Source organism: Halanaeroarchaeum sp. HSR-CO (assembly GCF_024972755.1).
Classification (GTDB): domain Archaea; phylum Halobacteriota; class Halobacteria; order Halobacteriales; family Halobacteriaceae; genus Halanaeroarchaeum.
The window spans coordinates 596,412-618,052 of record NZ_CP087724.1; the positions used below are offsets into that span (position 1 = coordinate 596,412).

Genomic DNA, 21,641 nt, shown 5'->3' on the forward strand with positions numbered 1-21,641 from the left:
GGTAGCCTTTTGCGGATGCACCTGAAAATCCCGTGTGAATGGGTCTGAGGTGCTCTCTGCTGGGACACGATTACGGCGACGTCGTCGTCGAACGCGAGCAGGACGAACGAGGCTCGGAGATCGTCGTTACCGTCCGCGAACTCCGGGAGTGTCGCCGCTGTAGTGCCGAGTCCATCGTCAGCGAGAACACCGAGGTCCGACGTCGCCGCCCCGAGGACGACCGACTGGCGGCGGGCGAGTCGACAGCCGACGAAGCGACCGACGCCGCGGCCGACGATCCTGAGCGCCTCGTCGAGGAGGCAGAGAACCCAGCGAGTGGCGTCGAGGAGGCCGAGGCCAGCGTGGCCGAACGGGAACGCGCCAACGAAGACGCGATCATCCTCGATGACTCCTCCGCCGATGCTGTCGTGTCTCCGGATAGCGGTTCCGAGTCTCGAGCGGAGGCCGCCGAGTCTCGACCGGATACCACCGAAGACCGACCGGAACCCACCCAGGACCGGCCGGATACCACCGAAGAGCGACCGGAACCCACCCAGGACCGGCCGGATACCACCGAAGAGCGACCGGAACCCACCCAGGACCGGCCGGATACCACCGAAGAGCGACCGGAACCCACCCAGGACCGGCCGGACACAGCCGGGAAACCAGCAGCGGACACCCAATCGGCGGCGGAAGCCGACGATCTAAGCGACGGGACGGTGGACACGGATCCAGCGGCCAGCGCGGCCGAACGGGAACGCGCCACCGACGACGCGATGGATCGCAGACCCGACACCGAGGAGTCCACGGACGATTCGCTCGTCGCAGCGGACGACGCCGAGAACAGCGACGGTGGGCAGGCGACGGGGACGCCGAGTACGACTGGCGAGGAGTGGCCAGCCGATTCGTCGGACCGCGACCCGGACCCCGAACCGAGTTCGGGGCCGGAGCAATGGCCAGACCACCCCGACTCCGAAGCGGACAGGGACCGTTCGGCGTCGGAAGCGGCCGAATCACCGACGGGAGCCGGATTCCAGTTCGAGGAATCGTCGGGGGGCGACGAGATAGACGGGTCGCGAACCGATCCCTCCTCGGGGATCAAAAGCGCCGGCCCGATCGATCTCACCGGTCCGCCCGACGGGAGTCTGGACGGTATCCTCCACTGTCCGGCCTGTGGCTACTCGGTGGCCATCGCCCGGTCGTCAAATCGCGCGGGCGACATCTGTCCGGACTGTCACGCCGGCTACCTCGCCGAACAACGCTGAGGCTACCCGGAATCGCCGATCACGGTTTTCGTTTTCACGATCGACCGACAGGGACTCCAGGCCGGTGACGAAGGGGTTATAGCCTTCCCACTGCTTTCCCGGAGCATGAAGGAGTACAAGATGCGCCGGGGGGAATATCTCGAAGAGCGCGTCCCAGACCTCGAGGGAACGGTCGAGGAGTACTTCGGCCCGATCACCGGCACCGAGGAAATGGACGGCGTCGAGATGTTCGTCGTCGGCGAACCCGACAATCCCGTCTTCGAGCGAATCCTCGTCGGTGCCGCCACCTACGGCTCGAAGAAGGACAAACTCGCCGTCCACTTCGAGGAGAAACCGGCCGAACAGGTCATCGAGGAAGGCAATGCCGACGCTGCGGCGGACGCCGTCGACGTGAAAAACGACTTCCTGCTTGAGGCAACCGGTCGCGACGCGAAGTCCCGTCGCGAATCGTTGAAGCGGGATGTCGAGAAAGACGACGTCCCCGATAACGTCTGAGACGCGCGGATACCGGACGACTCGCCTACCGGTTGAGTTTCTCGCGACTGATGCCAACGCCGCTCGGCGTCACGATGATCTGGTCGTCGCCCTTCTGGACGATGTCGCCGCCGACCTCCTTGGCCGTCTGCCGGAGTTCGTCGATGACGTGCTCGGTGGTTCGGTCTTCGATGCGCAGCCGGGTGATATCGGCGATGACGATGTCACCGTCGTAGACGGCATCCTTGATCGCAATGACGTCTTCCTGGCCGTTGATCTCGGCGATGTGGACTTGCAGGCGGGCGTCGGTCTGCGTGTCCACGTCGTCGAGGTCCAACTCCACGTAATCCTCGGTCGTCTGGGATTTCCCCCCGAGGATGCGGTCCATGAATCCCATAGGGGAGAGAACACTCCGCGGTAATCATAGTTCTTGCCCCTTCGACAGCCAGACGCCGACCGCTGGGGGCGTTCAGGCCTCGAACTCGTACAGGTCGTCGCCGACGTAGTGCAACGACTCGACGACTTTCCCCTGCTCGCCGACCATGTCCTCCCCGTCGGTCAGCGCCCGACCGACCGCGAGCGCCTTCCCGTGGGTCTCCTCGACGATGACGACCAGGTCCCCCTCGTCGATGTCCCCGTCGGCCTCCTCGATACCCGGTCGCATCACGTCGGCCCCGTCGCTGACGAAGGAGATGGCCCCGGCGTCGACGGTCACCACGTGTCGTTCCGGTTGGGCCACGTTCGCGCCCTTGACCGTCACGAACGGCTCTCCCGCCGGGTACCAGATGAGTGGTTCGCCGTCGACGAGCACCACGTCGAAGTCCTCGTCTGCGAACTCCACGAGTTCGTAGGTGTCGGCGTCGAGTTCGACGCCGAGATCCGTCCTGAGCATCTCGTGGAGGGCGTCCACCTGGTCGCTTCGAAGGTGATGGCGAGTCGCGATCTTCATACGGCAATCGACGGTCGCTCGGCGCTTAAAACGATTGTTCGCGGGGCACGGCAAACGGTTAAGTGCGCAGACGCAAACCGTGTCACTATGGGACACGATCTGCCCGACGTCGAGGTCACTTGCGTCGCCTGCGGTGATCGGGTAGAGCGTGCTGCGGCCCGTGAATACGACAAATACGGGGACCGCTGGGATCGGGAGGGCAAATCCTTCGAGTACCTCTGTAAACCGTGTTTCCGCGGGCTGATCAAACAGCACCGCCAGGGTCTCGAGTCCCTCCTCGAGCGAGCGGGGGCCGGTCGCGTCGCCGACGAGACCTTCCTGCGGCGGTTCGCAGATCACGTCGAACCCGACGACGAAGACTGCGAGCGACGCCGATACGACTAACTGGCTCACCCAAGTACGAAGCGGTATGTCGAACGACGCCCAGGCGGAAGCCGGCACTGCGGAGGCTCAGGGGCCGGTCGAGGTCCACGAGGACCTCGCGAGACAACTCGAGAACAAACGCGAGGACCTCTTCGAGAAGTTCGAGATCAGCGACGGCTTTCCCGCCGAGGTCCTGGAGGAGGCCGAAGCGGCGACCGCCGACGTGGAGGCGGACATCCAGGCGGAAGCCGAAGAGCGTGCCGACCTCCGGGAGATGACGACCTGGACGACCGACCCGGTCGACGCCCAGGACTTCGACGACGCCATCTCCATCGAGGAGCGCGACGAGGAGTTCGTTCTCTGGGTCCACATCGCCGACGTCACGCACTACGTCACGCCCGAGACGTCGATGTGGGACGAGGCCATCAGACGTGGCAACACGGTCTATCTGCCGGCGTACACCATCCACATGCTCCCGCCCGTGCTGGCGGAGACGGTGTGTTCGCTGGTGGCCGAGGAGGACCGACTCGCGCACACCGTCGAGATGCACCTCGACAAGGAGACCCTCTCGTTCGACACCATCGACATCTACAAGTCGGTCATCAGAAGCGACGAGCGACTGACCTACAAGCAGGCAGAAGACCGCCTCGACGATCCCGATGCACCGCTGCACGACGAGATCGAACTGATCTGGGAGGTCGCCGACAGACTGCACGAGATCAGAAAGGAGGACGGGTCGCTCGTGCTCAACCCGCGTCGCGACCGCGCGCACACGATCATCGAGGAGTCGATGCTCAAAGCGAACAAAGCGGTCACCCACGAGTTGATGTGGTCCCGCGGTGTGGAGGCGGTTTACCGCGTTCACCCCCAGCCCACCCCCGACGAGTGGGACGAGGCGCTCAGGGAGATCCAGGAACTCGAGGGCGTATCCATCCCGGGCGACTCCTGGGACGACCCCCGAAAGGCGGTCAACGCGACCCTGGAACAGGCCCCCGAGCGCCAGCTGGGGAAGATCCAGTGGGCCGTGATGAAGGTCATGCCGCGCGCGAAGTACATGAACGACCCATTCGGAGGCCACCACGCGCTCAACTTCGAGATCTACGGGCACTTCACGAGCCCCATCCGGCGGATGAGTGATTTAATCAATCACTGGATCGTCTACCAGAACGACGTTCCGGAAACCCTCGTCGAACTCTGCGACCGGGCGAGCGAGCGCCAGAAGGCGGCCGAACAGGCCGAACGCGAGTACCGCAACTTCCTCGAGGAGGTCGGCCTCGACCCGAACGCGGTCAACAATCGGGGCATCGAAGTCGTCGAGGACTGATCGCCGTCCGGGTGGAGGGGGAATGATCTCCTCGCTCCATCTTCGGGTGAATTGAGGCCACCCCAGTGGGACAGGGGCGCAACTGATATCAGTTACTCGCCAGATACATTACTCCGGGGGTCAATTTGTCGGTTAATGGGGCTCTCCGTGTCGTATCGGGCGGATACTACTCTCGATATCGCCTGGAACGAGGTCACCGGTGCGATAGGGGATTCGGTTACTGTCCTCCCCATCCTCGTCGGCGTCGCCGTCCTAACCGACCTCTCGCTCGGACTGATGCTCGTCTGGTTCGGCGTCTTCCAGATCGTCTGGGGGCTCTACTACGGCGTCCCGGTCTCGGTCGAACCGATGAAGGCACTCGCCGCGCTCGTCCTCGCGGGTGCGATATCGACCGGGGAACTGCTGCTCGCCGGACTGCTGTTGGGCGTCGTCCTCCTCGGTATCGGATCGACGGGGACGCTCTCCCGTATCGAGCGGTACATCGGACGCCCCGTCGTCCGTGGCGTCCAGTTCGGCGTGGCGCTGGTCCTCCTCGAGACCGGCGTGCGTCTGAGCGTCGCCGACCTCGGATTGGCGACCCTCGCCGGTGGCGTCGCGTTCCTCCTCGTCGCCCTCGGGTACTACAATCTCACGGCACTCGCCGTACTGGCCGTCGGCGGTGTCGTCGCCGGCGTCCAGGTGGGGGTTCCGGAACCGACGCTCCCAGCCCTCGGTAGCGTCATGCTCGTCGGTGGGGTCACCCCGACGATGCCCACCGTCGAGGCTGCCCTCGCCCAGTTGGCCATGACCGTCGGAAACGCGGCGCTGGCTGCGTCGGTCCTCCTGCAGGATTACTTCGACCGGGATATCTCGGCGGACGCCCTCTCGAACAGCATGGGCGTCATGAACCTCGCCGCCCTCCCGTTCGGGGCCTTTCCGATGTGTCACGGGAGTGGTGGCATCGCCGGCAAGTACGCCTTCGGAGCGCGGACCGCCGGGGCGAACGTCGTCCTTGGAATCGTCTATCTCGCCCTCTCGGTGTTCGCGGTGGGTCTCGTCGCCGCCTACCCGACCGCGATGCTCGGCGTCATCCTGGTCCTCATCGCAGTGCAACTGGGCCGGACGAGCATCCGGGAGGCGGACGCCACGGTGCTGGTCGTCGCCATTGGCGTGCTCGGTGTGGCAGTCAACCTCGGCGTGGCGTTCCTCGTCGGCATCGTCGCGTCCCTGGCACTCCAGCACCACGACGGGACCTTGATTCCCGACCGCTGGTAAGGAGCCAGTCGAACCACGTCGACCGTTTCACTGTGCGAGACTGGTGGTGTCTGCGCTTCTCACTTCTTCGGGTCTTTTCCCCGCTCGTTCTTGTCTTTGGATGCCGGTCCGCGACCGTGGTTGTCGTCAGCTTCGTCCGAGAGGCTCGATGCGTCCCAGCCACCGTTTTCTTTGGCTTCCTGGTAGCAATCGGCCTCCTCGATCGACGGGGTATCCGGCGTCTTCGCACACCGATGGGTATTGCTGAATATATACGCCGGCGAGGCCTTCGGATCGACTCCATCGTGTCGGAAGATGATGACGCCGAGGACCTTCTCGCCGTGGTCAGCACGGACCTTTCGGACGGGTGCATCACCGTACTGGCCCGGGATGGGCGCCGTGTTGTCCGGCGTCAATTCGACGTCTCGACACGCAGTGGTTCCATCCGGTAGCGCGAAGATGATACGGGCGACGACCGGCGGCGGATTCCAGTGGACGTCTTCGGGCTCGACGATGATCCAGACCGCCGAACAGCCCTTGAATTCAACGTCGTTGCGTTCCCACGCCGCTGCACTCCCGGCGAACGCCCCGATGCCGCCCGCTCCCATCAGTGCACCGACGCCGATCATTCGCAGGACGCCACGACGTCGTACCGCCGGCAATTCGTTGTCTCCCATGAGTAGCCGATCGTCTACCAGCGAGGAAGTAATGGACAGCATAGACGAGGGAGACCGTTCCTACCACGAGCGGTGGTGTGGTATGCCCCGCGTACCAGATAGCGGCCGTCGTGGATCTCACACCACGAACGTCAGCACCCAGAGTACACCCATACCCACCGCGATGGTGGCGAGGATGCTCTCGGTCCGCCAGGCGACGACCGCGGCGAGGCCACCGGCGAGGAGCCGCTCGTTTCCGATCGACACGGCGAGTGCCCCGTCCGGAGCCAGTATGGGCGGGAACACGAGCGCGGCGAGGACGGCGGCCGGGACGAACCCGAGGACGTAGGTTACCCGCGAGGGGACCGAGTCGACCCGACCGAAGATGGCGATGAAGGACACGCGCAAGAGGTACGAGCCGATGGCGCCACCGGCGATCGCCAACCAGACGGTAGTCGTCGAGAGCGTCGCCATCAGTGCCGCCACCTCCCGGCGACCGCTCCGGCCACGACGCCGGCGAGGGCGCCACCAAGCAGGCCCGCGTTGAAGGGAATCCCCGTGAGGGCGATGGCGACGAAGCCACCCACGCCACCGGCGACGGCCGTCGAGGAATCCTTGACCGCCGGCGCGAGCAGGGCGAGGAAGACGAGCGGGACCGCGAACTCGAGGTGCCAGCTGGCCGGAACGCCGGCACCGAGTATCGCGCCGGCCGCCGTCGCCGAAACCCAGGTGGCCCACAGCGGAATCCCCACCCCCATGTAGTAGCCTGCCGTATCGATGGCGGGTTCCTCGTCGACTTTGGTGACCGACATCGCGAACGTGATATCGATCAGCAACGTCGCGATCGCACCGCGCCACCGTGGACCGTAGTCGGTGAGGTACTGACTGAAGGTCGCACTGTACATCACGTACCTGAGGTTCACGACGAGTCCCGTCAGCACGACGATGGCCAGTGGGGCGGCATCGCGCAGCAGCTCCATCATGGCGAGTTGGGCGGCTCCGGCGAACATCAGCCCGGACATCGCGACGGCCGCGACCGGGTCGAATCCGGTCTTCACCGCAGTCACCCCCACGATGACCCCGAACGGGACGTTGCCGACCAGCGCCGGCGCGACGTCGCGGGCACCGTGGACGAACGACTCCTGACGGTTCACGTCCGCACGTGGGTGGCCGGGGCCAAGAACGTCCCGTTCCCGGAAAGGTGCCCACTCCCGACTCGTCTGACCGGTCAACACCGTTGGCCCCTCGAACGGTCCCCCGCAAATCGCCCGTATCGTGGAGATAACTAGGGCAGTGCCGGGGAATCTGTTCCGGGGGACGGTCGAAATTCGCCCTCAGAACAGCGAGCGGACGTCGTAGGACTCGCCGGTCAGGAGGTAGAGCACGTCTTCGATGATGGTCGATATCTCGGGGAGCAGTCGCATGAGGGCCAGCGTCAACCCGACGAGCGCGACGACGGACAGCGACTGGGCCAGTACCCTGTCCGCGACGAGGTAGGAGACCATGTAGGGATTGTCCGTGCCGAACAGGAGGAAGACCGGGTCCCGGAACCCGTCGAACCACTGGTAGCCGTGGGCCAGGGCGATGAACGCGACTCGGATCAGGTTCAGTCCGTAGATGACCGGGACGGCGATGGCCACGCCGAGGAGTCGTCGCCGAAGCGGGGCATCGAGGGCCAGGACGAGGCCGCTGACGGTCGCACTGCTCCCGACGCCCGTACACGCGAGAACGACGGTAGTGAGGAAGACGTGGCCGCTCTCGCCCATGAACCGGAACGTACTCCGATGGCCATCCGGCCCCGCCACGACGTTCGGGTCGTACCCGACCGAGGTCATGAGCATCTCGACGTGGACCGTCACCGTCTCGATGGCGGTGCGCTGGAGCACCGCGCTCATCTCGAAGGGGAGATAGAGGATGCCCATGATGGCCACGGCACGGGTCAGCGTCTCGAAGTCCCGTTTGTCGGTCCAGATGAGATACGCCACGTATGCGGAGGCCGGGACTGCGATAGCACTGAGCACGCCCTCGATGGGACTCTTCTGCACGAACGCGAAGTGGGGGACCAGCAGTGCCCAGAAGATACCGAAGGTGACCCACGAACCCGTCGCCAACCAGGTTCCGACGCCGCCGTGTTCCTCACGTCGCTGGAAGAACGCACTCGCCAGGAACCCCGCGACGACGACCCACGCGAGCACGTCAGTCAGTGCCGACATTCCAACCGACTGTGAGGGCGTCCGCCAGATAGTGGTGTCGGTCCCGGATTATCTCGTCAATCGGCGGAGGCCGAGGAGTCCGTAGAGGAACGCCACGATACCGAGCACGATGACGATGTTCGTCTCCTGCGTTCTGATGAACTCGGGGACGTCTTCGGTGACGAACGTGGCCGCCCGTTCTTCGACGGAACCCCCCGAATCCGGTTCGGTCGTCGGTTGGGTGCTCGTAGTCGTCGGCTCCGCCGTCGTCACTTCGTCCTCCGGGTCGTCACCACCTCCACCCGCGGACTGCCCCGACGAGCCGGTATCCTTAGCTGGCGCGACCGTGATCGGTTCCTCGACGACGCTGCCCGTGCGGACCGCCGTGAGTTCGTCGTCGTTGGCCGTCGCGACCACCGTGTACTCGGTCCCTTCCTGATAGTCCTCGAGGTCGACCGAACCGTCGAAGGTGCCGTCATCCGAGACGACCTCCTCGTCAGATTGCTGGAAGGTGACGTTGTCGTCGTCCGACCGAACCGTGATCGTGACGGTGGTCCCCGGCGCGACGTTCGTCTCGCCGGCTATCGTCGCGTTCGCGGTCGCCTGCAGGTCGAGCGTCTCGTTTTCGTCCAGACCGGTGAAGCGGCCGTCGGGGGCTTCGAAGGCGACCACCGTCTCGGCGGACTCCGGCTCACTATCGTCCGACCCCGACCCGCCAGGGACGTACGGTGAACTCTCGTTCAACACGAAGGCGGCGTCGAACTCCTCACCGTCCTCGATCGCGTACGGACCGCCTTCGGAGGGAACGACGACGTACAGCCCATCTCGCTCGCCGTCGACGAGCGTCGAGGCGTTCGAGACGTTCAGCCCACGTGCCGGTTGATTCTGTGGGGGATTCGCCCGTCGAATGTCGACGTAGGCACCCGTGCGCGCAGCGGCAGCGGACCCTCGCCGGAGGTCAGTGCTGTCGTTCAGGAACCCGTCGATGCCGGTCGCGTCGACCGCGATGACCGCCTGGTCGCCTACCGCGACCGTCTCGCGTGGCGTCGTCCAGTTCTCGATGTCCTCGGGGTCGTCGAGGTCCACCCCCGCTGGCGCGACGAGCGTCGAGGCACCGGCCGTCGATCGCTCGACGATCCGTAGCAACGCAACGTCGGTCACCTCGCCATCGACGGTGGCCTCGAGGGTGTAGTTCCCGGTCTCCAGGGGGTCCGAGAGCCCCTTCGCTGCGGGGGCCGTGCGCCGAACGTCGACGACACGGTCGTTCGGGAGGGAGTGGTTCTCGTTTCCGGCCAGACCGATCCCCCGTCCAGGTGCTCCGGCCCCGGCCCGGTGGGTGTTCACCTGGAGGTCGGCGTGGCCGTTGCCGTCCCGATCGACCACCGCGATGCGTTCGTGATAGTTGACCGCCTCGCTTCCGATCGAGACGGTCGCGTTCTCGGTATCGACCAGCCGGATCCCGATGGCAGCCACGTCCCCGCGTTCCTCTTCGAACACTGATCGGTCGAAGCTGGCTCCCGGATACCCCTTGCGGACGGCGACGGTCTCGGTTCGATTGGTGACGCCCGTCCCGAGGTCGGTCACCCGAATCGACACGTTCGCCACTCGTGGCTCGAACTCGACGACGCCGTCACCCTCGCTGTCGAGTGTTACCGTCTGGCTATCCAGGACGGTCTGGTTGTCCGCTTCGAGCAGTTCGGCCCGGATCGCCCGATCCCCACCCGAAGCCGATACCGTCGCCCCGATCGGTCCGGCGACGTCCGTCGTGTTGGTCCGGTTGGCGGTCACGGAAAGCGAGAGTTCCTCGACCGGGACCCTGACGGTTTCCCCTTCGTCGCCGTCCTCGCTCTGGAAGGTTACCCGGTAGGCCGATGCGTTCGACTCGTTCGTATCGAGGCCCGTCAGCAGACTCGATTCGCCGGTCGAGGTAAGCCCCCACAACTCGTCCACGTCCCCGTCGTCGGTCGTGTCCGCCTCGATCCGAACCGACTCGTCGCGGTTCGGGACGTCGTTCTCGCCTCCACCGCCCTCGTTGGCGAGCACCGCGACCCGCTCCCCCTGGTAGACCACGTGCGGGCGCTCGTCGGCCTCGGCGACGGTCACACTCGTGGACTCGACCGCGAGCGTCTGCTCGGGGACCGCGGCCCCCGATTTCACCGCTAGCTCGTCACTCGCCAGCGACACCGACTCGACAGCCGATGGCGACACACTGGATTCCATCACGAGGACCACCCGCCCGTCACCGTCGTCGACGACTTCGGTCACGTTCGCCGGCTCCTCGGCGACCGTCTCGACGGCGAACGCGTCTGGCGTCGTCGTCTCGGGGTCGATGGCGTCGGTAAATGCGAGTTCGACGGCGGTCGCGCCGTCGCGGTCGGGGTTCTGGAACGCAGTGGCGTCGGCGGTGATGGCAGCGGGGTCGGCCACCGCGTAGGTCGGGCCGCTATCGATTCCGCCGACCGGTGAGCCGTCCGCGAAGAACATGCCGCGGTCGCCGGTGTCGAACTCGTCACCGAGACCGTCGTCCTCGACCGGGGAAATTTCGAAGTCCAGGGTCGCGTCGGTCGGTGCGTCCGGCGAGAGTGTCGCGGTCACGGAGAGATTCGTCGCCGCGTCCCCGGTCGGGATGACCCCTTCGTCCGGGCCGGGTTCGAGCGTCCAGACCCCGTCGTGGCTGGTCGTGGTCGAAGCGATCCTGGAGCCATCCTGGTGCAGGGAGACCGATTCGATCGCGTCTGCGGAGAGGGTGCCCCGGTTCTGGACGGTCAGTGCTGTTAGACGGTCGCCAAGGGTTTTGGGTGAACCTGATACGTCCTTTTCGGTATATATTGTATCGCCCTCGGTGTATTTCCCATCTTCTGAACCTTCTACATATGACACTTCATCATGAAATTTATTCACTTCATTTCCAAATATTGAACTTTCATAATTTCCGGTATGCGGTAGAGTGGCACCTATTATAACGTCATTTTCATCTAGTTCCCCATCCGATGTCCCCGAATCAATATAGGCTTCCGCAAAATCATCTGCGGCGAATTCGGCTTCAATCTTTCCGATATCCGCTCTTCCTGGTGCAATTTGAGACATATAAATGGAATCGGTTGGATCTAATGAATCATCACCCACTGAATCCGAGAGAATTATCGTCTCATCCGTGCTATATTTCTCATCCCCATCATTATCAATGAACTCAAAGTCGTGCCCAATGTGATTAACTGGTCCCCCCGAACCTTTGTCGATAATCCTGTCATATTTTGTTAAAGTATTATCGTCTGGAATTGCTGATTCGATTATTTGGTCACCTTCGTCAAAGTTTCCGTTATTATTTGAATCAATGAACTCAATATCATTTGGTATCAGATTTGCATCAATACTATCAATATCTGTAAAGCGAATAACATAATCCTCGCTCGTTAATTTGTTACCAGAAGTCGATTTTTCGATGAGAAGTTCTCCTGTGTCCAATTTCCCAATTCTACTATTCTTTTGATCAGAGTATAGAATCTCACCTCCTTCGAATGGACCTTCAGAATTGGCGATATCTTGATATTTTGCTCCTTCTAATAGCGTTCCTTGAATCTCCAGAACACTCGAATGATCTTCATAAGGCTGAAGAATATTTGTACTTGGGTAGATCATTTCATCTTCTGGGGACGTGGTCCACCTTTCGAATTTCACAATAGGTTCAGACCCGGGATTTGACTCTTCCTCAGATACTGTGTCAAGCCTGCCGTTGCCATTTAAATCTAAAAATCCAATGTTAGTGTATGAACCACTAGTTACCTTTGTGGCCGAATCCGTATCATTTGTTAAGTTTGGACTTCCCTTTGCTGAAAGAACTAGATCTTCCCCAGCATTATATCCTGGATTCTGCCCGCTTTCTACGAATAAAAACTCAGAATCCTCGTAAATTGCATCTTTACTGTTTCCAATATATACGTTTCCCTCTCCAAAAGTGGCGATACTTGAACCAATCCCTGTTACGTGTCCTTCACCACTGAATAGGATTTCATCATCACTATCCAATCTTCCCTCCTCATCTCCGACGTCATCAATTATCGCTTCGGATGGATTGTATTGGTCCGAATCGCTTTCAATTTCATCAATAAAATACACTTCCCCTTCTGAAATTGATTCAAGGTTAGCATTTCCATTTTTGACCACCCGGTCTTGATCCGACAATTTTCCTTCATCTATTGATCCATCTCCATCATCAATTATTATGGCCTCACCATTTTCGTAATCTGGAGAATTCGAATCTCCGATTTGATTTATATAGTAAGAATCTCCGTCTACTGAGTCAAAACCGTATATCGGGGCTTTGCCTTTCCGGAGTAATTCCGTATCTCCCTCATCAAGTGGTCCAGTTGTCAGTTCACCAAGATCGTTTGAAACTAAGACGGGTTCATTTACATCAAGTACCCCATCATTACCGTCCTCACTGTCCAGAAAAATTTCCGTTTCAGAGGTTTCGGAGAATGAAATTAATGGTAGATCGCCTCCGAAAATTATATCGTCTGATTCCGTTAGTAACTCATCATTAGTGTTGTCTTTGATTATGGGGTTTTCTTCGGTGAGTGTGTCGGAATTATCCGAATCAATATAGACTGTACTATCTGGTAGTTGGCGTAATACATCACCCGAAGGGTCCTCATCCGCATTAGTGTACTTCCGAAATCTTATCACGGTATCATTGAGGTCAAATTTGTTTGACTCATCCCCTGTATCGATATACATTTCAGGAGTTGTAGATGTCGGGGCAGAAAATCCTTCACCAGTTTGACCGAACTCGGGATTTTCTGTTGTTGAAAAAATATTATCTTCACTCCCCACACTCACGTTCACCACGGATACCGTCTGTCCCGGATACACCGATTTCTCTCCCGACCCGTCGGTCGCCGTCACCTGCGTCCCGTTCGCGACGCCCAAGAACGATATCGGCGTGCTGGCCACCAGCGCTATCGCTACCGCTACTGCCAGGACCCGCCGTCCGCGCCCGGTCATCGGCTACCGAAACACCCTGCTCGATCCGTTCCAACGATTCCGCCATCTATTCTGCAACGTCGAACGCGCTTGCCACGAAGTCACGGGTTACAATCCGATAAGTACGTAATAAGAGTTACTGTAAAAATCCCCGCCAAACGTCACGCCGTCTTGCGGTTTCTGTCGCCATCTTTCATCGAAAACCTGCCGGCGGTGAGCACGTCGACGGCGCAGCGCGCCCGCCGTTCGTCACCTCGGTCGCAGGACGACGAGGTAGGTCAGTAAGGCGACGATCGCCGTACCGATGGCGATGTTCTCGAGGGTGTACGCGGCCAGGTCCAGATAGGAGAGTCCCCAGACGATGATCGTCGCGTAGAATGCCGAGAGGACGAAGTTCAAAACGAGGAGGACACGGATGTCGCCGGATGCCATACAGTGATTCATCACGCACCGCGACAAAAAGTTACGGACTCCGGGTGCCGGGTGCGACGACCTCGTCCGGGGTGACGTGGTCGTCGGGTCGGGGAGAGCGGTCGGTTCGTCGCTTTGATGCCTGGGGCGTCTCTCCCTCGTGAGGGGTCCGTCGTTCGCGGATGGTGATCGTGACCGCAGATTCGGTCGCGTCGTCGACGACGAGGGCCTCCCCGACACCCTGGGGGAGCTGTGTGGCGAGGTCACCGTCGAGATACGTCGGATTGGTGCGCGAGAGGGCGTCGATGTCGGGACCAGCAGTGAGTCGGTGGCTGACGACGAGGTCGGCCTGGGAGATGGCGACCGCGGGGAGGGCGGCGGGGCGCTGTGTCGCGAGGACGAGGCTCACCCCGGGATGACGACCCCGCGTCAGGAGCGTCCGGATGGCGCGGCCGGCGACCGTATCGGTGACGGCGTGGGCCTCGTCGACGAGGAGCCACGGCAGTGGTTCGTCGTCCGTCCGTAACGCGCGGTCGTAGACGCCGCGGGCGACGGCGAAGACGATCGCGGCCTGCGCGGCGGTGGGCGTCCCACTCGTCTCCAGGACGGTGACGCCCTGGGTCTGCAGGTCGGCGGCCGTCAGGCCCGAGGGGTCGAAGGTCTCCCAGCTCGCCGCCAGTTCGAGATGGTTGAGGACCGCTCGTCTCGTCTCTGCAGGAACGCCCGCGGTATCCACGACGGCTCGCATCTCCCGGAGGGTGTCGGCGGTGGCGGCGGCTCGCCAGAGCAACGCCCCCGGTCCCGCCGCCGGATCCAGATCGAGGAGCTGACACCAGCCCGCCGGAGGCACCGCGTCCGCACGGATCGTCGGCTGGGTGACGGTGCGGGCGAAGGGGGCCGCCGCCAGGCCGGAGAACGCCCCCATCGGGTCGACGACGATGCCCGAGACGCCAGCAGTAGTGCCGATTTCCTCTGCGAGCACCCCGAGGGTGTAGGACTTCCCCGAGCCACGTTTGCCGACGACCAGTCCGACGTGGGGGCCTTCGAGGTCGATGGCCACCGGGGCCCCACGACTGCCATCCGTGGCGAGGTAGTGTCCGAGCGAACCGATCTGTCCGGAGTCGGCCGAACGACCGAGGACGGAGGTCATACCGCCGATTCATCTGTCTCGGTATTTCAATCGCCGGCAGAGGGTTTATCACCGAAGGGAGGTCCACCCAGACCCATGCCGTTCACAGACTTCCGACAGGACGAACGCGCCATCGAAGGCCTGCCGATTCGCCTCGTCATCGCGTTCGTCGTCGGCGTGGCGACGCTCAGCGTGATGCTCTCGATGATCTCCGGGGTCCAGTCGTTCGGCGTCTCAGAACTCGACGCGAAGCCCTCGCCCGAGGTGGTCACGCCCGGTCACCACAGCGTCGACATCACCGCCATCGATGCCGACGGCTCGCCGGTCGCCGATGCGACGGTGGTCGTGAAACGCGGTAGCGCCCAGCTGGACTCGGTGGCCGTCGCAAAGACGGGGCCGGGCGGCGTCGCCACCGTCGACATCGAGTCACAGCTCGGCCCGAATCAGGCGGAGGGGACGCTCACCATCGAGGTGAAACCGCCGGCCGGGTCGCAGTACATGGACCGGCGGCAGAACTCCGAGATTTTGGTGATCCGCGGGGCCTAGAGCGTCCGGTCCCAGTCGATCCACTCGCGCTCCCAGCCGTGGCGCCGCTCGGCCTCCTTCACCGCCCGCTCGACATCCTCACGGTGGGTCCGATTCCGCTCGACGGCACCCGTCTGCTCGCCGTCGACGAGGAGCGGCGAGAAGCCGACGGGTCCGAAGTCGGCGGCCGCCTCGCCGCCCTCGTAGGCGCGGAGTCGCTGGTCGGCCGTTCCGATCGGCATGACGAGGCGGCCGTCGGGTGACAGCTGGCGTACCAGCGCTTCGGGCGGTCGGATCGCTGCGGCCTCCACGAGGATGCGGTCGAACGGAGCGTACTCCGGCAGCCCCGACGCGCCGTCCCGGCAGTCGACCAGCACGGCGTCGTAGCCGGCCTCGCGGAGGTTGCGTCGGGCGTCGTAGACGAGCTGGCGGGTGATGTCCACCGCGTGGACCCGCTTCGGGCCGACGATCTCCGCCAGGACGGCGACCGTGTAGCCGACGCCGGCGCCGACCACCAGCACCGAGTCGGTCGCCTCGACCTCGAGCGCTTCCAGGAGCCGCCCCGCCATGGTCGGCGCCAGGACCGTCGTCCCGCGGTGTTCGAACGCCTGGTCCATGTACGCTCGGTGCCCCTCGTCGACGAACTCGTGGCGTGGAACCGCCCGCATCGCTCGGCCGACCGGCTCCGCGTCGACCACCGCTTTGGTGTCGTGCTGGAGGCTCGCGACCATGTCGTCGCGGAGCGCGGCGTATTCCATGTGAAAACAACTCGCCGGATGCTCTTGAATCGAGCGCTGTGCGTTACCAGGCAGACCAGGCGTCGGAGGACTCGTCGTAGCCGTAGATCCGCTTTACGTCCTTGGCCTCGACGGTGTCGCCGTCCTCGCCCAGCTTCGGGAACGGATAGCGTTCCTGGGCCGGTTCGCGGACGTGGATGTCCGTGATCGTGAACTCTTCGTCTTCGAGGGTCATCGTCTCGCCGATGACGAACTCGAAGTCGCCGGGGAGGTAGGCGGTGATCGAACGGGTCCGGTCACGGTCGCCGTTTCGCGGGTGGAGGGTGATGTCGACGCTCACGTTGTCGACGGCCCGCGTCCAGAACGTCTGAACCGCCTCGCCCTTGGCCGAGGTAGCCCGCTGTTCGGGGCCGGTCTCGAGGTCGGTGATGCGGACCTGCATGATGGCCTCGTCGGTGTCGACGATGAACTCCTCGCCCACGCGGACGCGCTCGTCGACCGGCACCTCGACGCTGGCCGTGAGCGATTCGCCGTCCTGTGAGATGACGACGTCGCGTTCGACCGTGCGCTCTCGCTCGATGGCCGTCTTGTGGACGTGATCGCACTCCGTACAGCGGACGGTCGCTCGTCCGCCCCCGGTGGAGAGGACTTCGTGGACCGTCTCGAGGTCGGGTGAACACGCCGGACAGGCGATCCCGACCCGGTCCTGTTGGTGGCTCATGGCCGCGAATAGCCGGGCGACGCGTAAATATCCGCTGTCGTCACTCCGTGCCGGGCAGTTCGACCGGGTCGCCGTCGGCGAAGACCGAGGGGTCGGTGATGATCCCGTCGAGATGTAGCGGTGCGCTGACGTCGCCACCGATGCCCGCGTCGTCGCCGATGGCGAGGTGGACCGTCCCGGCAGCCTTCTCGTCGAGGAGGACCGAGCCCACCAGCTCGGTCACCGAGACGTTGGTCCCGATGCCCAGTTCCGCGAGATTGTAGGCGGCCTCGCCGACCGATTCCGCGGCCGTCTCGACCTGTGCGCTGATCTCGTCGTCCGAGATGTGGGTGACCTGTCCGTCCTCGACCTCGAACCGGAGCGACTGGTCGGGGTCGAGTCGGCCGTATGGCATCATGGTGCCGTCGACGACGTACGTCCCGTCGGCGCTCTCCGGGCTCACGAACACCTCGCCAGCGGGCAGGTTCGAGAACGCGCCCGGCTCGTCGACCATCCCGGTGTCTTCGTTCCACTCCCGCTCGCCCGGACGGACGGTGATGTCGGTTCCATTGGGCGCCGTCACCCGGATCTCTTCGGCGCCGGCGACCTGCTCGAGGACGGCCGCACAGTGGCGACTGATGGCCTCGTAATCCGCGTCCAGGCCGGTGACGAACACTGCTTCGGTGATTCCCGGAAGGGTCGCTCCGCGGACGCCAGCCGCGCTCGCCTCGCTGCGGGCGCGCGTGTGACTCAGGCTCTTGGTCGTCGGCGCGAGGAAGGCGTCGGCCTCGAGCATCGCCGCGGCCACCGGTGGCGAGGGCTCCTCGCCGTGCTGGTCGCCGGGCGGATACTGGACGATGACCGCGTCGTCGGTCACCGCGGCGGCGACCTCGTAGAGAGCCTGTCCGATGGGTCGGCGTTCGTCGTCGGTGACGACGAGACATCGCTCGCCCGCCTCGAGATCGAGACACTGGTGCACGGCGGTCGCTGCCGCGTCGTGGAGACTCATGCTCGCCGAAAGGACCGCGGTTCCGTTAGCGTTTGTGTTCGGCCCGAGCGCCGAAATCGCACGACGGCCGTCAGACGTCGGCGAACAGTTCTTGTTCGTTCCGCCACTCCGTCGATTCGTGAACAAACGCGACCACGTCCTCAACGCCGTGGCGTTGGCGATCGGCATGGGCGCCATTTTGGCGCCGAGTTTCGACGAGGTGACCGCGAGAACGATCGCGATGGTGGGCCTTCCGGTCCTGCTCGGTGCGATGGTCCCCGACATCGACACGAGCATCGGCTCGCACCGCAAGACCTTCCACAATTTCCTCACCCTCGGTGCCTTCGCCGCTTTCCCGTTCGTCTTCGGCAACCTACATTTCGTCTGGATCGGCGTCGCGACCCACTACATGCTGGACCTGCTGGGGAACGTGCGGGGGATGGCCCTGTTCTACCCCTGGCCCGAAGAGTACGACGTCCCAGTGGGTGTCACCGTCGACAGCCCGTGGGCGACGGTCGTGACGATGGCCGTGACGGCCTTCGAACTGGGAATATTCTACATTCTCGTCGCCGCACCTGGCCTCGGGCAATCGCCCTGGGTCGCGGGCCTGTTTCCCGTTTGAACGGCCTGCTCACGGCTTCCTGTTGGCCACCGCCCGGCGGTCCTCGAAACCGTTAACCAGTTCGCAGGCGGACGTCGAGACATGATTCAGGTCGGGATCAACGGCTACGGAACCATCGGAAAACGAGTCGCCGACGCGGTCGCCGCCCAGCCGGACATGTCGGTCGTCGGCGTCGCGAAGACGCGACCCAACTTCGAGGCCGAACAGGCCCGTCGCCGCGGGTACGACCTGTATCCCGCGATCGAAGACCGCCTCGATCAGTTCGGTGCCGCCGGCCTGGAGACCGCCGGGACCGTCGAGGACCTCGTCGAGGCCGCCGACGTGGTCGTCGACGCGACCCCCTCGGGTATCGGCGAGCAGAACAAGGAACTTTACGAGGAGTACGACACCCCCGCGCTCTTCCAGGGCGGGGAATCCGACGACCTCGTGGACGTCTCCTTCAACGCGCGGTCGAACTTCGCGGACGCCGGGGACGCCCAGTTCGTGCGCGTCGTCTCCTGTAACACGACGGGGCTGTCCCGTCTCGTCGCGCCACTCGACGAACAGTTCGGCATCGAGAAGGTTCGGGCGACGCTCGTCCGCCGGGGCGGCGACCCGGCCCAGAGCACTCGCGGCCCGATCAACGACATCCTCCCGAACCCGGTGACACTCCCCTCCCACCACGGCCCCGACGTCAACACCATCTTCCCCGACCTGGACATCGACACCCTCGGCCTGAAGGTGCCCGCGACGCTGATGCACATGCACTCGATCAACGTCACCCTGGAGTCGGCACCGACGGCCGACGACGTGCGCGAGACCCTCTCGGGTGAATCGCGGCTGCTCCTCCTCGACGCGGACCTCGACATCGAGGGGACCGGGGCGCTGAAGGAGTACGCCCTGGACATGGGTCGGCCCCGCGGCGACCTCTGGGAGAACGGCATCTGGAGTGAGTCTATCACCGTGGAGGGCCGGGACCTCTATCTCTTCCAGGCCATCCACCAGGAATCCGACGTCGTCCCCGAGAACGTCGACGCCATCCGGGCCGTCCTCGGGACCGCCGACGCCGCCGAGAGCATGGCGACGACCGACGACGCCCTCGGTCTCGAATAGGCCGGTCGACCCCAACCGAATCCTTTTCCGCCTGCTCGTCGAATCCACTCGTATGAGACGCGACGACCGCGACGACCCCTTCGACGATATCTTCCGCGAGATAGAGCGCATGATGGACGAGATGATGCAGGGCGACGGCCGCGGCGGCGTCAGCTACGAGCAGGGGCCGGCCGGGTTCGGCAGCGACACCCACGTCGACGTCCACGCGACCGACGAGGAGGTCCGCGTCGTCGCCGACCTGCCGGGCGTCGCGAAAGCCGACATCTCCCTGCAGTGCGACGGCGAGTTCCTCACCGTCGGCGCGGCCAGCGACGTCCGCGAGTACGACGAGCGCATCGAACTGCCCGCCCGGGTCGATCCGGAATCGGGGTCGGCGACCTACAACAACGGCGTTCTTGAGGTCGTCTTCGACCGCGTCGAGGAAGCGACGGACATCGACGTCGAGTGACTAGTCTGCCGTCTCCCTGATCAGCCGCGCCAGGCGGTCGTAGAAGTCGGAAACGTATTTTTCCGCGCTATCGACGGTCGGTCGAGCGTTCGTCTCGGTCACGACCACCCGGTCATCGGTGACGAGCAGATCGACGCCAAGAAGCGGGATGTCCATCACCGACGCCACTCGCTCCGCGATAGCCCGCAACTCGGCTGGCAAGTCGACCGTCTCGGCGACCGCGCCACGGTGGACGTTGTGTTTCCAGCGGCCCGCCGTGCGGTCCGCGTCGGGGATCGTCCGTTCGACGGCACCGGCGTACGCACCGTCGACGACCATCACCCGGTAATCGGTCGCCTCGGGGACGAACTCCTGGAGCAGATAGGAGCGGTCGCCCACGGCCTGGTTGTCGTGGAGCAACTCGAGGTAATCGACGACGCCGCGGAAGGAATCGGGGTCGTCGACGCGGACCACGCCCCGCCCGCGGGTCGTGGAGTTCGGTTTGACGACGACTGGTCCATCGAAATTGTCGAACGCGTCCAGGGTCGCCGACTCGTCGACGGGATTCGAGACGAGCGTGGTCTTCGGGACGGGGACGTCGGCGGCCTGCAGTCGGGCGAGCGTCTCCGCCTTGTTCCGCGAGCGGAGGACGGCCTCGCGGTCGTTGATCCAGGGGACGGAGAGGAGCACGGAGAGGACGCCACCCTCCATGAGCCGACCCGGGAAGACGAAGCCGACGTCGAAGCGGGCGGGGTCGAACGGCGGGTCGTCGAGGGAGACGGTGCGCTCGCTGGTGGCGATCGATTCCACGTCGATACCGCGGTCGCCGAGCGGCCCTCGAATCCGCTCGAAGGTCTGCGCTCTCGTGGCGACCGCCAGACGAACCATCGAATCCGGCCTTACTTCGTGAGCAGTTCCTCGCCGCGCTCGACGTCGATCTTGCACGGCGGGGTCAGTTTGTTGTACGCACGGCGGAAGGCGTCCTTGACGACGGGCGCCTGGTCGGCCGTGCAGTAGGCGGTAAAGAGCGGGTCGCCCTTCTGGACGCGCGCGGCGGTGCCGACCGGGACGCCGAAGGCTTGCCGCATGCCGTCGGAGACGCGGTCCGCGCCCGCGCCGGTCGCCTGCTTGTTCTCCCGGAGGATCTGGTGGGGGAACTTGCGGAGCATCATCTTGTACGTCCCCTCGCCGAGTTCCTTGATGAGGTGGCGGTTGGCCGACAGCCGCGCGGCCTCCAGGGCGCCGTGGAGCATCTGGACGGACTCCTCGGGGACGAGGCTGATCTGGACGGGCCAGTCCTCGGGGTCCGAGTCGAGGTCGCCCATGTTGTGCTGTGCGATCTTCGAGCCCGGGATGCCCGTGACGTAGTCCCGCCGGGTGTAGGCGGGCTTGTCGATGTCCCGAAACATCGAGGCCGGATTATCGGACATGGTTACTACTGTGTGCTCAGGGAGCAAACGGGTATAAGACCTTCGAAGCACCGGGCTGGCACCGACAGACCGCCAGGCCTGCTCTCCGCCGGTCGATGGCGGGGCGTCGCTTCCCTGTCCGTCCAGCCGGTCGTCGCTTCCCTATCCGTCCAGCCGGTCGTC

Annotated in this window: 23 protein-coding genes; 9 read left to right on the plus strand and 14 right to left on the minus strand. The window is 63.9% G+C overall.

Features of this window, described 5'->3' with window-relative positions; genetic code table 11:
- The first annotated feature begins 38 nt into the window (after positions 1-38).
- Entirely contained in the window at positions 39-1,244 is a 1,206-nt protein-coding gene (locus HSRCO_RS03175) for a hypothetical protein (RefSeq protein ID WP_259518958.1), read from the plus strand.
- A 105-nt stretch (positions 1,245-1,349) separates the two neighbouring features.
- The gene (locus HSRCO_RS03180) at positions 1,350-1,739 is read left to right on the plus strand and encodes a DUF5611 family protein (protein ID WP_259518959.1); all 390 of its coding nucleotides are present in this window, start codon (positions 1,350-1,352) and stop codon (positions 1,737-1,739) included.
- A gap of 25 nt (positions 1,740-1,764) precedes the next feature.
- On the opposite strand, the gene sepF is transcribed toward HSRCO_RS03180, so the two are convergent.
- Positions 1,765-2,115 (minus strand): cell division protein SepF, encoded by a 351-nt coding sequence (sepF, locus tag HSRCO_RS03185; RefSeq protein WP_259518960.1) that lies wholly within the window; start codon positions 2,113-2,115, stop codon positions 1,765-1,767.
- Between the two features lie 72 nt (positions 2,116-2,187).
- Positions 2,188-2,667, minus strand: coding sequence for an RNA-binding protein (locus HSRCO_RS03190; RefSeq protein ID WP_259518961.1), 480 nt, complete (start codon positions 2,665-2,667; stop codon positions 2,188-2,190).
- Positions 2,668-2,754: 87 nt separating this feature from the next.
- Here HSRCO_RS03190 and HSRCO_RS03195 point away from each other — a divergent pair, with 87 nt between their 5' ends.
- The 3 genes from HSRCO_RS03195 to HSRCO_RS03205 all read left to right on the plus strand — a co-directional run bounded on the left by HSRCO_RS03195 (position 2,755) and on the right by HSRCO_RS03205 (position 5,608).
- Entirely contained in the window at positions 2,755-3,051 is a 297-nt protein-coding gene (locus HSRCO_RS03195; protein ID WP_259518962.1) for a hypothetical protein, read from the plus strand.
- A gap of 25 nt (positions 3,052-3,076) precedes the next feature.
- Complete coding sequence (locus tag HSRCO_RS03200) at positions 3,077-4,354, plus strand: ribonuclease catalytic domain-containing protein (protein WP_259518963.1); 1,278 nt, start codon at positions 3,077-3,079, stop codon at positions 4,352-4,354.
- A gap of 135 nt (positions 4,355-4,489) precedes the next feature.
- The gene (locus HSRCO_RS03205; RefSeq protein ID WP_259518964.1) at positions 4,490-5,608 is read left to right on the plus strand and encodes a putative sulfate/molybdate transporter; all 1,119 of its coding nucleotides are present in this window, start codon (positions 4,490-4,492) and stop codon (positions 5,606-5,608) included.
- A 59-nt stretch (positions 5,609-5,667) separates the two neighbouring features.
- Here the strand turns inward: HSRCO_RS03205 and HSRCO_RS03210 are convergent, their stop codons facing one another.
- The 7 genes from HSRCO_RS03210 to HSRCO_RS03240 all read right to left on the minus strand — a co-directional run bounded on the left by HSRCO_RS03210 (position 5,668) and on the right by HSRCO_RS03240 (position 14,979).
- Entirely contained in the window at positions 5,668-6,306 is a 639-nt protein-coding gene (locus HSRCO_RS03210) for a hypothetical protein (protein ID WP_259518965.1), read from the minus strand.
- A 75-nt stretch (positions 6,307-6,381) separates the two neighbouring features.
- Positions 6,382-6,717, minus strand: coding sequence for an AzlD domain-containing protein (locus HSRCO_RS03215; protein ID WP_259518966.1), 336 nt, complete (start codon positions 6,715-6,717; stop codon positions 6,382-6,384).
- Complete coding sequence (locus tag HSRCO_RS03220) at positions 6,717-7,397, minus strand: AzlC family ABC transporter permease (protein WP_259518967.1); 681 nt, start codon at positions 7,395-7,397, stop codon at positions 6,717-6,719. The genes HSRCO_RS03215 and HSRCO_RS03220 overlap by 1 nt, the downstream gene beginning before the upstream one ends.
- Before the next feature lie 180 nt (positions 7,398-7,577).
- Complete coding sequence (gene artA, locus HSRCO_RS03225; RefSeq protein WP_259518968.1) at positions 7,578-8,456, minus strand: archaeosortase A; 879 nt, start codon at positions 8,454-8,456, stop codon at positions 7,578-7,580.
- A gap of 48 nt (positions 8,457-8,504) precedes the next feature.
- Positions 8,505-11,315 carry a BGTF surface domain-containing protein gene (locus tag HSRCO_RS03230; protein ID WP_259518969.1) on the minus strand — a complete coding sequence of 937 codons (2,811 nt, stop codon included), beginning with the start codon at positions 11,313-11,315 and terminating at the stop codon, positions 8,505-8,507.
- Between the two features lie 2,352 nt (positions 11,316-13,667).
- The gene (locus HSRCO_RS03235; RefSeq protein ID WP_259518970.1) at positions 13,668-13,850 is read right to left on the minus strand and encodes a hypothetical protein; all 183 of its coding nucleotides are present in this window, start codon (positions 13,848-13,850) and stop codon (positions 13,668-13,670) included.
- 31 nt (positions 13,851-13,881) lie between these two features.
- Positions 13,882-14,979 (minus strand): ATP-binding protein, encoded by a 1,098-nt coding sequence (locus HSRCO_RS03240; RefSeq protein WP_259518971.1) that lies wholly within the window; start codon positions 14,977-14,979, stop codon positions 13,882-13,884.
- A gap of 75 nt (positions 14,980-15,054) precedes the next feature.
- Here HSRCO_RS03240 and HSRCO_RS03245 point away from each other — a divergent pair, with 75 nt between their 5' ends.
- Positions 15,055-15,504: a carboxypeptidase regulatory-like domain-containing protein gene (locus HSRCO_RS03245; protein WP_259518972.1), complete on the plus strand. Its 450-nt coding sequence runs from the start codon at positions 15,055-15,057 to the stop codon at positions 15,502-15,504.
- On the opposite strand, the gene HSRCO_RS03250 is transcribed toward HSRCO_RS03245, so the two are convergent.
- Genes HSRCO_RS03250 through HSRCO_RS03260 form a run of 3 tightly spaced genes read right to left on the minus strand, consistent with a single transcriptional unit; the run spans position 15,501 to position 17,929 of the window.
- A complete protein-coding gene (locus tag HSRCO_RS03250) occupies positions 15,501-16,241 on the minus strand; it encodes a protein-L-isoaspartate O-methyltransferase (RefSeq protein ID WP_259518973.1) in 741 nt (246 codons plus the stop codon). The genes HSRCO_RS03245 and HSRCO_RS03250 overlap by 4 nt on opposite strands.
- A gap of 43 nt (positions 16,242-16,284) precedes the next feature.
- Positions 16,285-16,941, minus strand: a complete 657-nt coding sequence (locus HSRCO_RS03255; protein ID WP_259518974.1) for an HVO_0476 family zinc finger protein — start codon at positions 16,939-16,941, stop codon at positions 16,285-16,287.
- A 40-nt stretch (positions 16,942-16,981) separates the two neighbouring features.
- Positions 16,982-17,929, minus strand: coding sequence for an aminopeptidase (locus HSRCO_RS03260; RefSeq protein WP_259518975.1), 948 nt, complete (start codon positions 17,927-17,929; stop codon positions 16,982-16,984).
- A 118-nt stretch (positions 17,930-18,047) separates the two neighbouring features.
- Here HSRCO_RS03260 and HSRCO_RS03265 point away from each other — a divergent pair, with 118 nt between their 5' ends.
- From HSRCO_RS03265 to HSRCO_RS03275, 3 genes are all read left to right on the plus strand, one after another.
- Entirely contained in the window at positions 18,048-18,530 is a 483-nt protein-coding gene (locus tag HSRCO_RS03265; RefSeq protein WP_259518976.1) for a metal-dependent hydrolase, read from the plus strand.
- Positions 18,531-18,611: 81 nt separating this feature from the next.
- A complete protein-coding gene (locus HSRCO_RS03270) occupies positions 18,612-19,622 on the plus strand; it encodes a type II glyceraldehyde-3-phosphate dehydrogenase (protein ID WP_259518977.1) in 1,011 nt (336 codons plus the stop codon).
- Positions 19,623-19,674: 52 nt separating this feature from the next.
- Entirely contained in the window at positions 19,675-20,070 is a 396-nt protein-coding gene (locus tag HSRCO_RS03275; RefSeq protein WP_259518978.1) for an Hsp20/alpha crystallin family protein, read from the plus strand.
- On the opposite strand, the gene HSRCO_RS03280 is transcribed toward HSRCO_RS03275, so the two are convergent.
- Together HSRCO_RS03280 and HSRCO_RS03285 are read right to left on the minus strand one after the other, a co-directional pair.
- A complete protein-coding gene (locus HSRCO_RS03280; RefSeq protein WP_259518979.1) occupies positions 20,071-20,937 on the minus strand; it encodes a RimK family alpha-L-glutamate ligase in 867 nt (288 codons plus the stop codon).
- A gap of 11 nt (positions 20,938-20,948) precedes the next feature.
- Positions 20,949-21,479, minus strand: coding sequence for a 50S ribosomal protein L16 (locus tag HSRCO_RS03285; RefSeq protein WP_259518980.1), 531 nt, complete (start codon positions 21,477-21,479; stop codon positions 20,949-20,951).
- Positions 21,480-21,641 lie beyond the last annotated feature (162 nt).

What these genes read in the sequence shown, in the direction of transcription:
- HSRCO_RS03280 (WP_259518979.1), bottom strand. Translation starts at nt 20,937, where the DNA reads ATGGTTCGTCTGGCGGTCGCCACGAGAGCGCAGACCTTCGAGCGGATT.
- HSRCO_RS03200 (WP_259518963.1), top strand. Translation starts at nt 3,077, where the DNA reads ATGTCGAACGACGCCCAGGCGGAAGCCGGCACTGCGGAGGCTCAGGGG.
- HSRCO_RS03255 (WP_259518974.1), bottom strand. Translation starts at nt 16,941, where the DNA reads ATGAGCCACCAACAGGACCGGGTCGGGATCGCCTGTCCGGCGTGTTCA.
- HSRCO_RS03215 (WP_259518966.1), bottom strand. Translation starts at nt 6,717, where the DNA reads ATGGCGACGCTCTCGACGACTACCGTCTGGTTGGCGATCGCCGGTGGC.
- HSRCO_RS03260 (WP_259518975.1), bottom strand. Translation starts at nt 17,929, where the DNA reads ATGAGTCTCCACGACGCGGCAGCGACCGCCGTGCACCAGTGTCTCGAT.
- HSRCO_RS03270 (WP_259518977.1), top strand. Translation starts at nt 18,612, where the DNA reads ATGATTCAGGTCGGGATCAACGGCTACGGAACCATCGGAAAACGAGTC.
- HSRCO_RS03175 (WP_259518958.1), top strand. Translation starts at nt 39, where the DNA reads ATGGGTCTGAGGTGCTCTCTGCTGGGACACGATTACGGCGACGTCGTC.
- artA (WP_259518968.1), bottom strand. Translation starts at nt 8,456, where the DNA reads ATGTCGGCACTGACTGACGTGCTCGCGTGGGTCGTCGTCGCGGGGTTC.
- sepF (WP_259518960.1), bottom strand. Translation starts at nt 2,115, where the DNA reads ATGGGATTCATGGACCGCATCCTCGGGGGGAAATCCCAGACGACCGAG.
- HSRCO_RS03205 (WP_259518964.1), top strand. Translation starts at nt 4,490, where the DNA reads ATGGGGCTCTCCGTGTCGTATCGGGCGGATACTACTCTCGATATCGCC.
- HSRCO_RS03195 (WP_259518962.1), top strand. Translation starts at nt 2,755, where the DNA reads ATGGGACACGATCTGCCCGACGTCGAGGTCACTTGCGTCGCCTGCGGT.
- HSRCO_RS03285 (WP_259518980.1), bottom strand. Translation starts at nt 21,479, where the DNA reads ATGTCCGATAATCCGGCCTCGATGTTTCGGGACATCGACAAGCCCGCC.
- HSRCO_RS03250 (WP_259518973.1), bottom strand. Translation starts at nt 16,241, where the DNA reads ATGGAATACGCCGCGCTCCGCGACGACATGGTCGCGAGCCTCCAGCAC.
- HSRCO_RS03240 (WP_259518971.1), bottom strand. Translation starts at nt 14,979, where the DNA reads ATGACCTCCGTCCTCGGTCGTTCGGCCGACTCCGGACAGATCGGTTCG.
- HSRCO_RS03235 (WP_259518970.1), bottom strand. Translation starts at nt 13,850, where the DNA reads ATGGCATCCGGCGACATCCGTGTCCTCCTCGTTTTGAACTTCGTCCTC.
- HSRCO_RS03275 (WP_259518978.1), top strand. Translation starts at nt 19,675, where the DNA reads ATGAGACGCGACGACCGCGACGACCCCTTCGACGATATCTTCCGCGAG.
- HSRCO_RS03190 (WP_259518961.1), bottom strand. Translation starts at nt 2,667, where the DNA reads ATGAAGATCGCGACTCGCCATCACCTTCGAAGCGACCAGGTGGACGCC.
- HSRCO_RS03180 (WP_259518959.1), top strand. Translation starts at nt 1,350, where the DNA reads ATGAAGGAGTACAAGATGCGCCGGGGGGAATATCTCGAAGAGCGCGTC.
- HSRCO_RS03245 (WP_259518972.1), top strand. Translation starts at nt 15,055, where the DNA reads ATGCCGTTCACAGACTTCCGACAGGACGAACGCGCCATCGAAGGCCTG.
- HSRCO_RS03210 (WP_259518965.1), bottom strand. Translation starts at nt 6,306, where the DNA reads ATGCTGTCCATTACTTCCTCGCTGGTAGACGATCGGCTACTCATGGGA.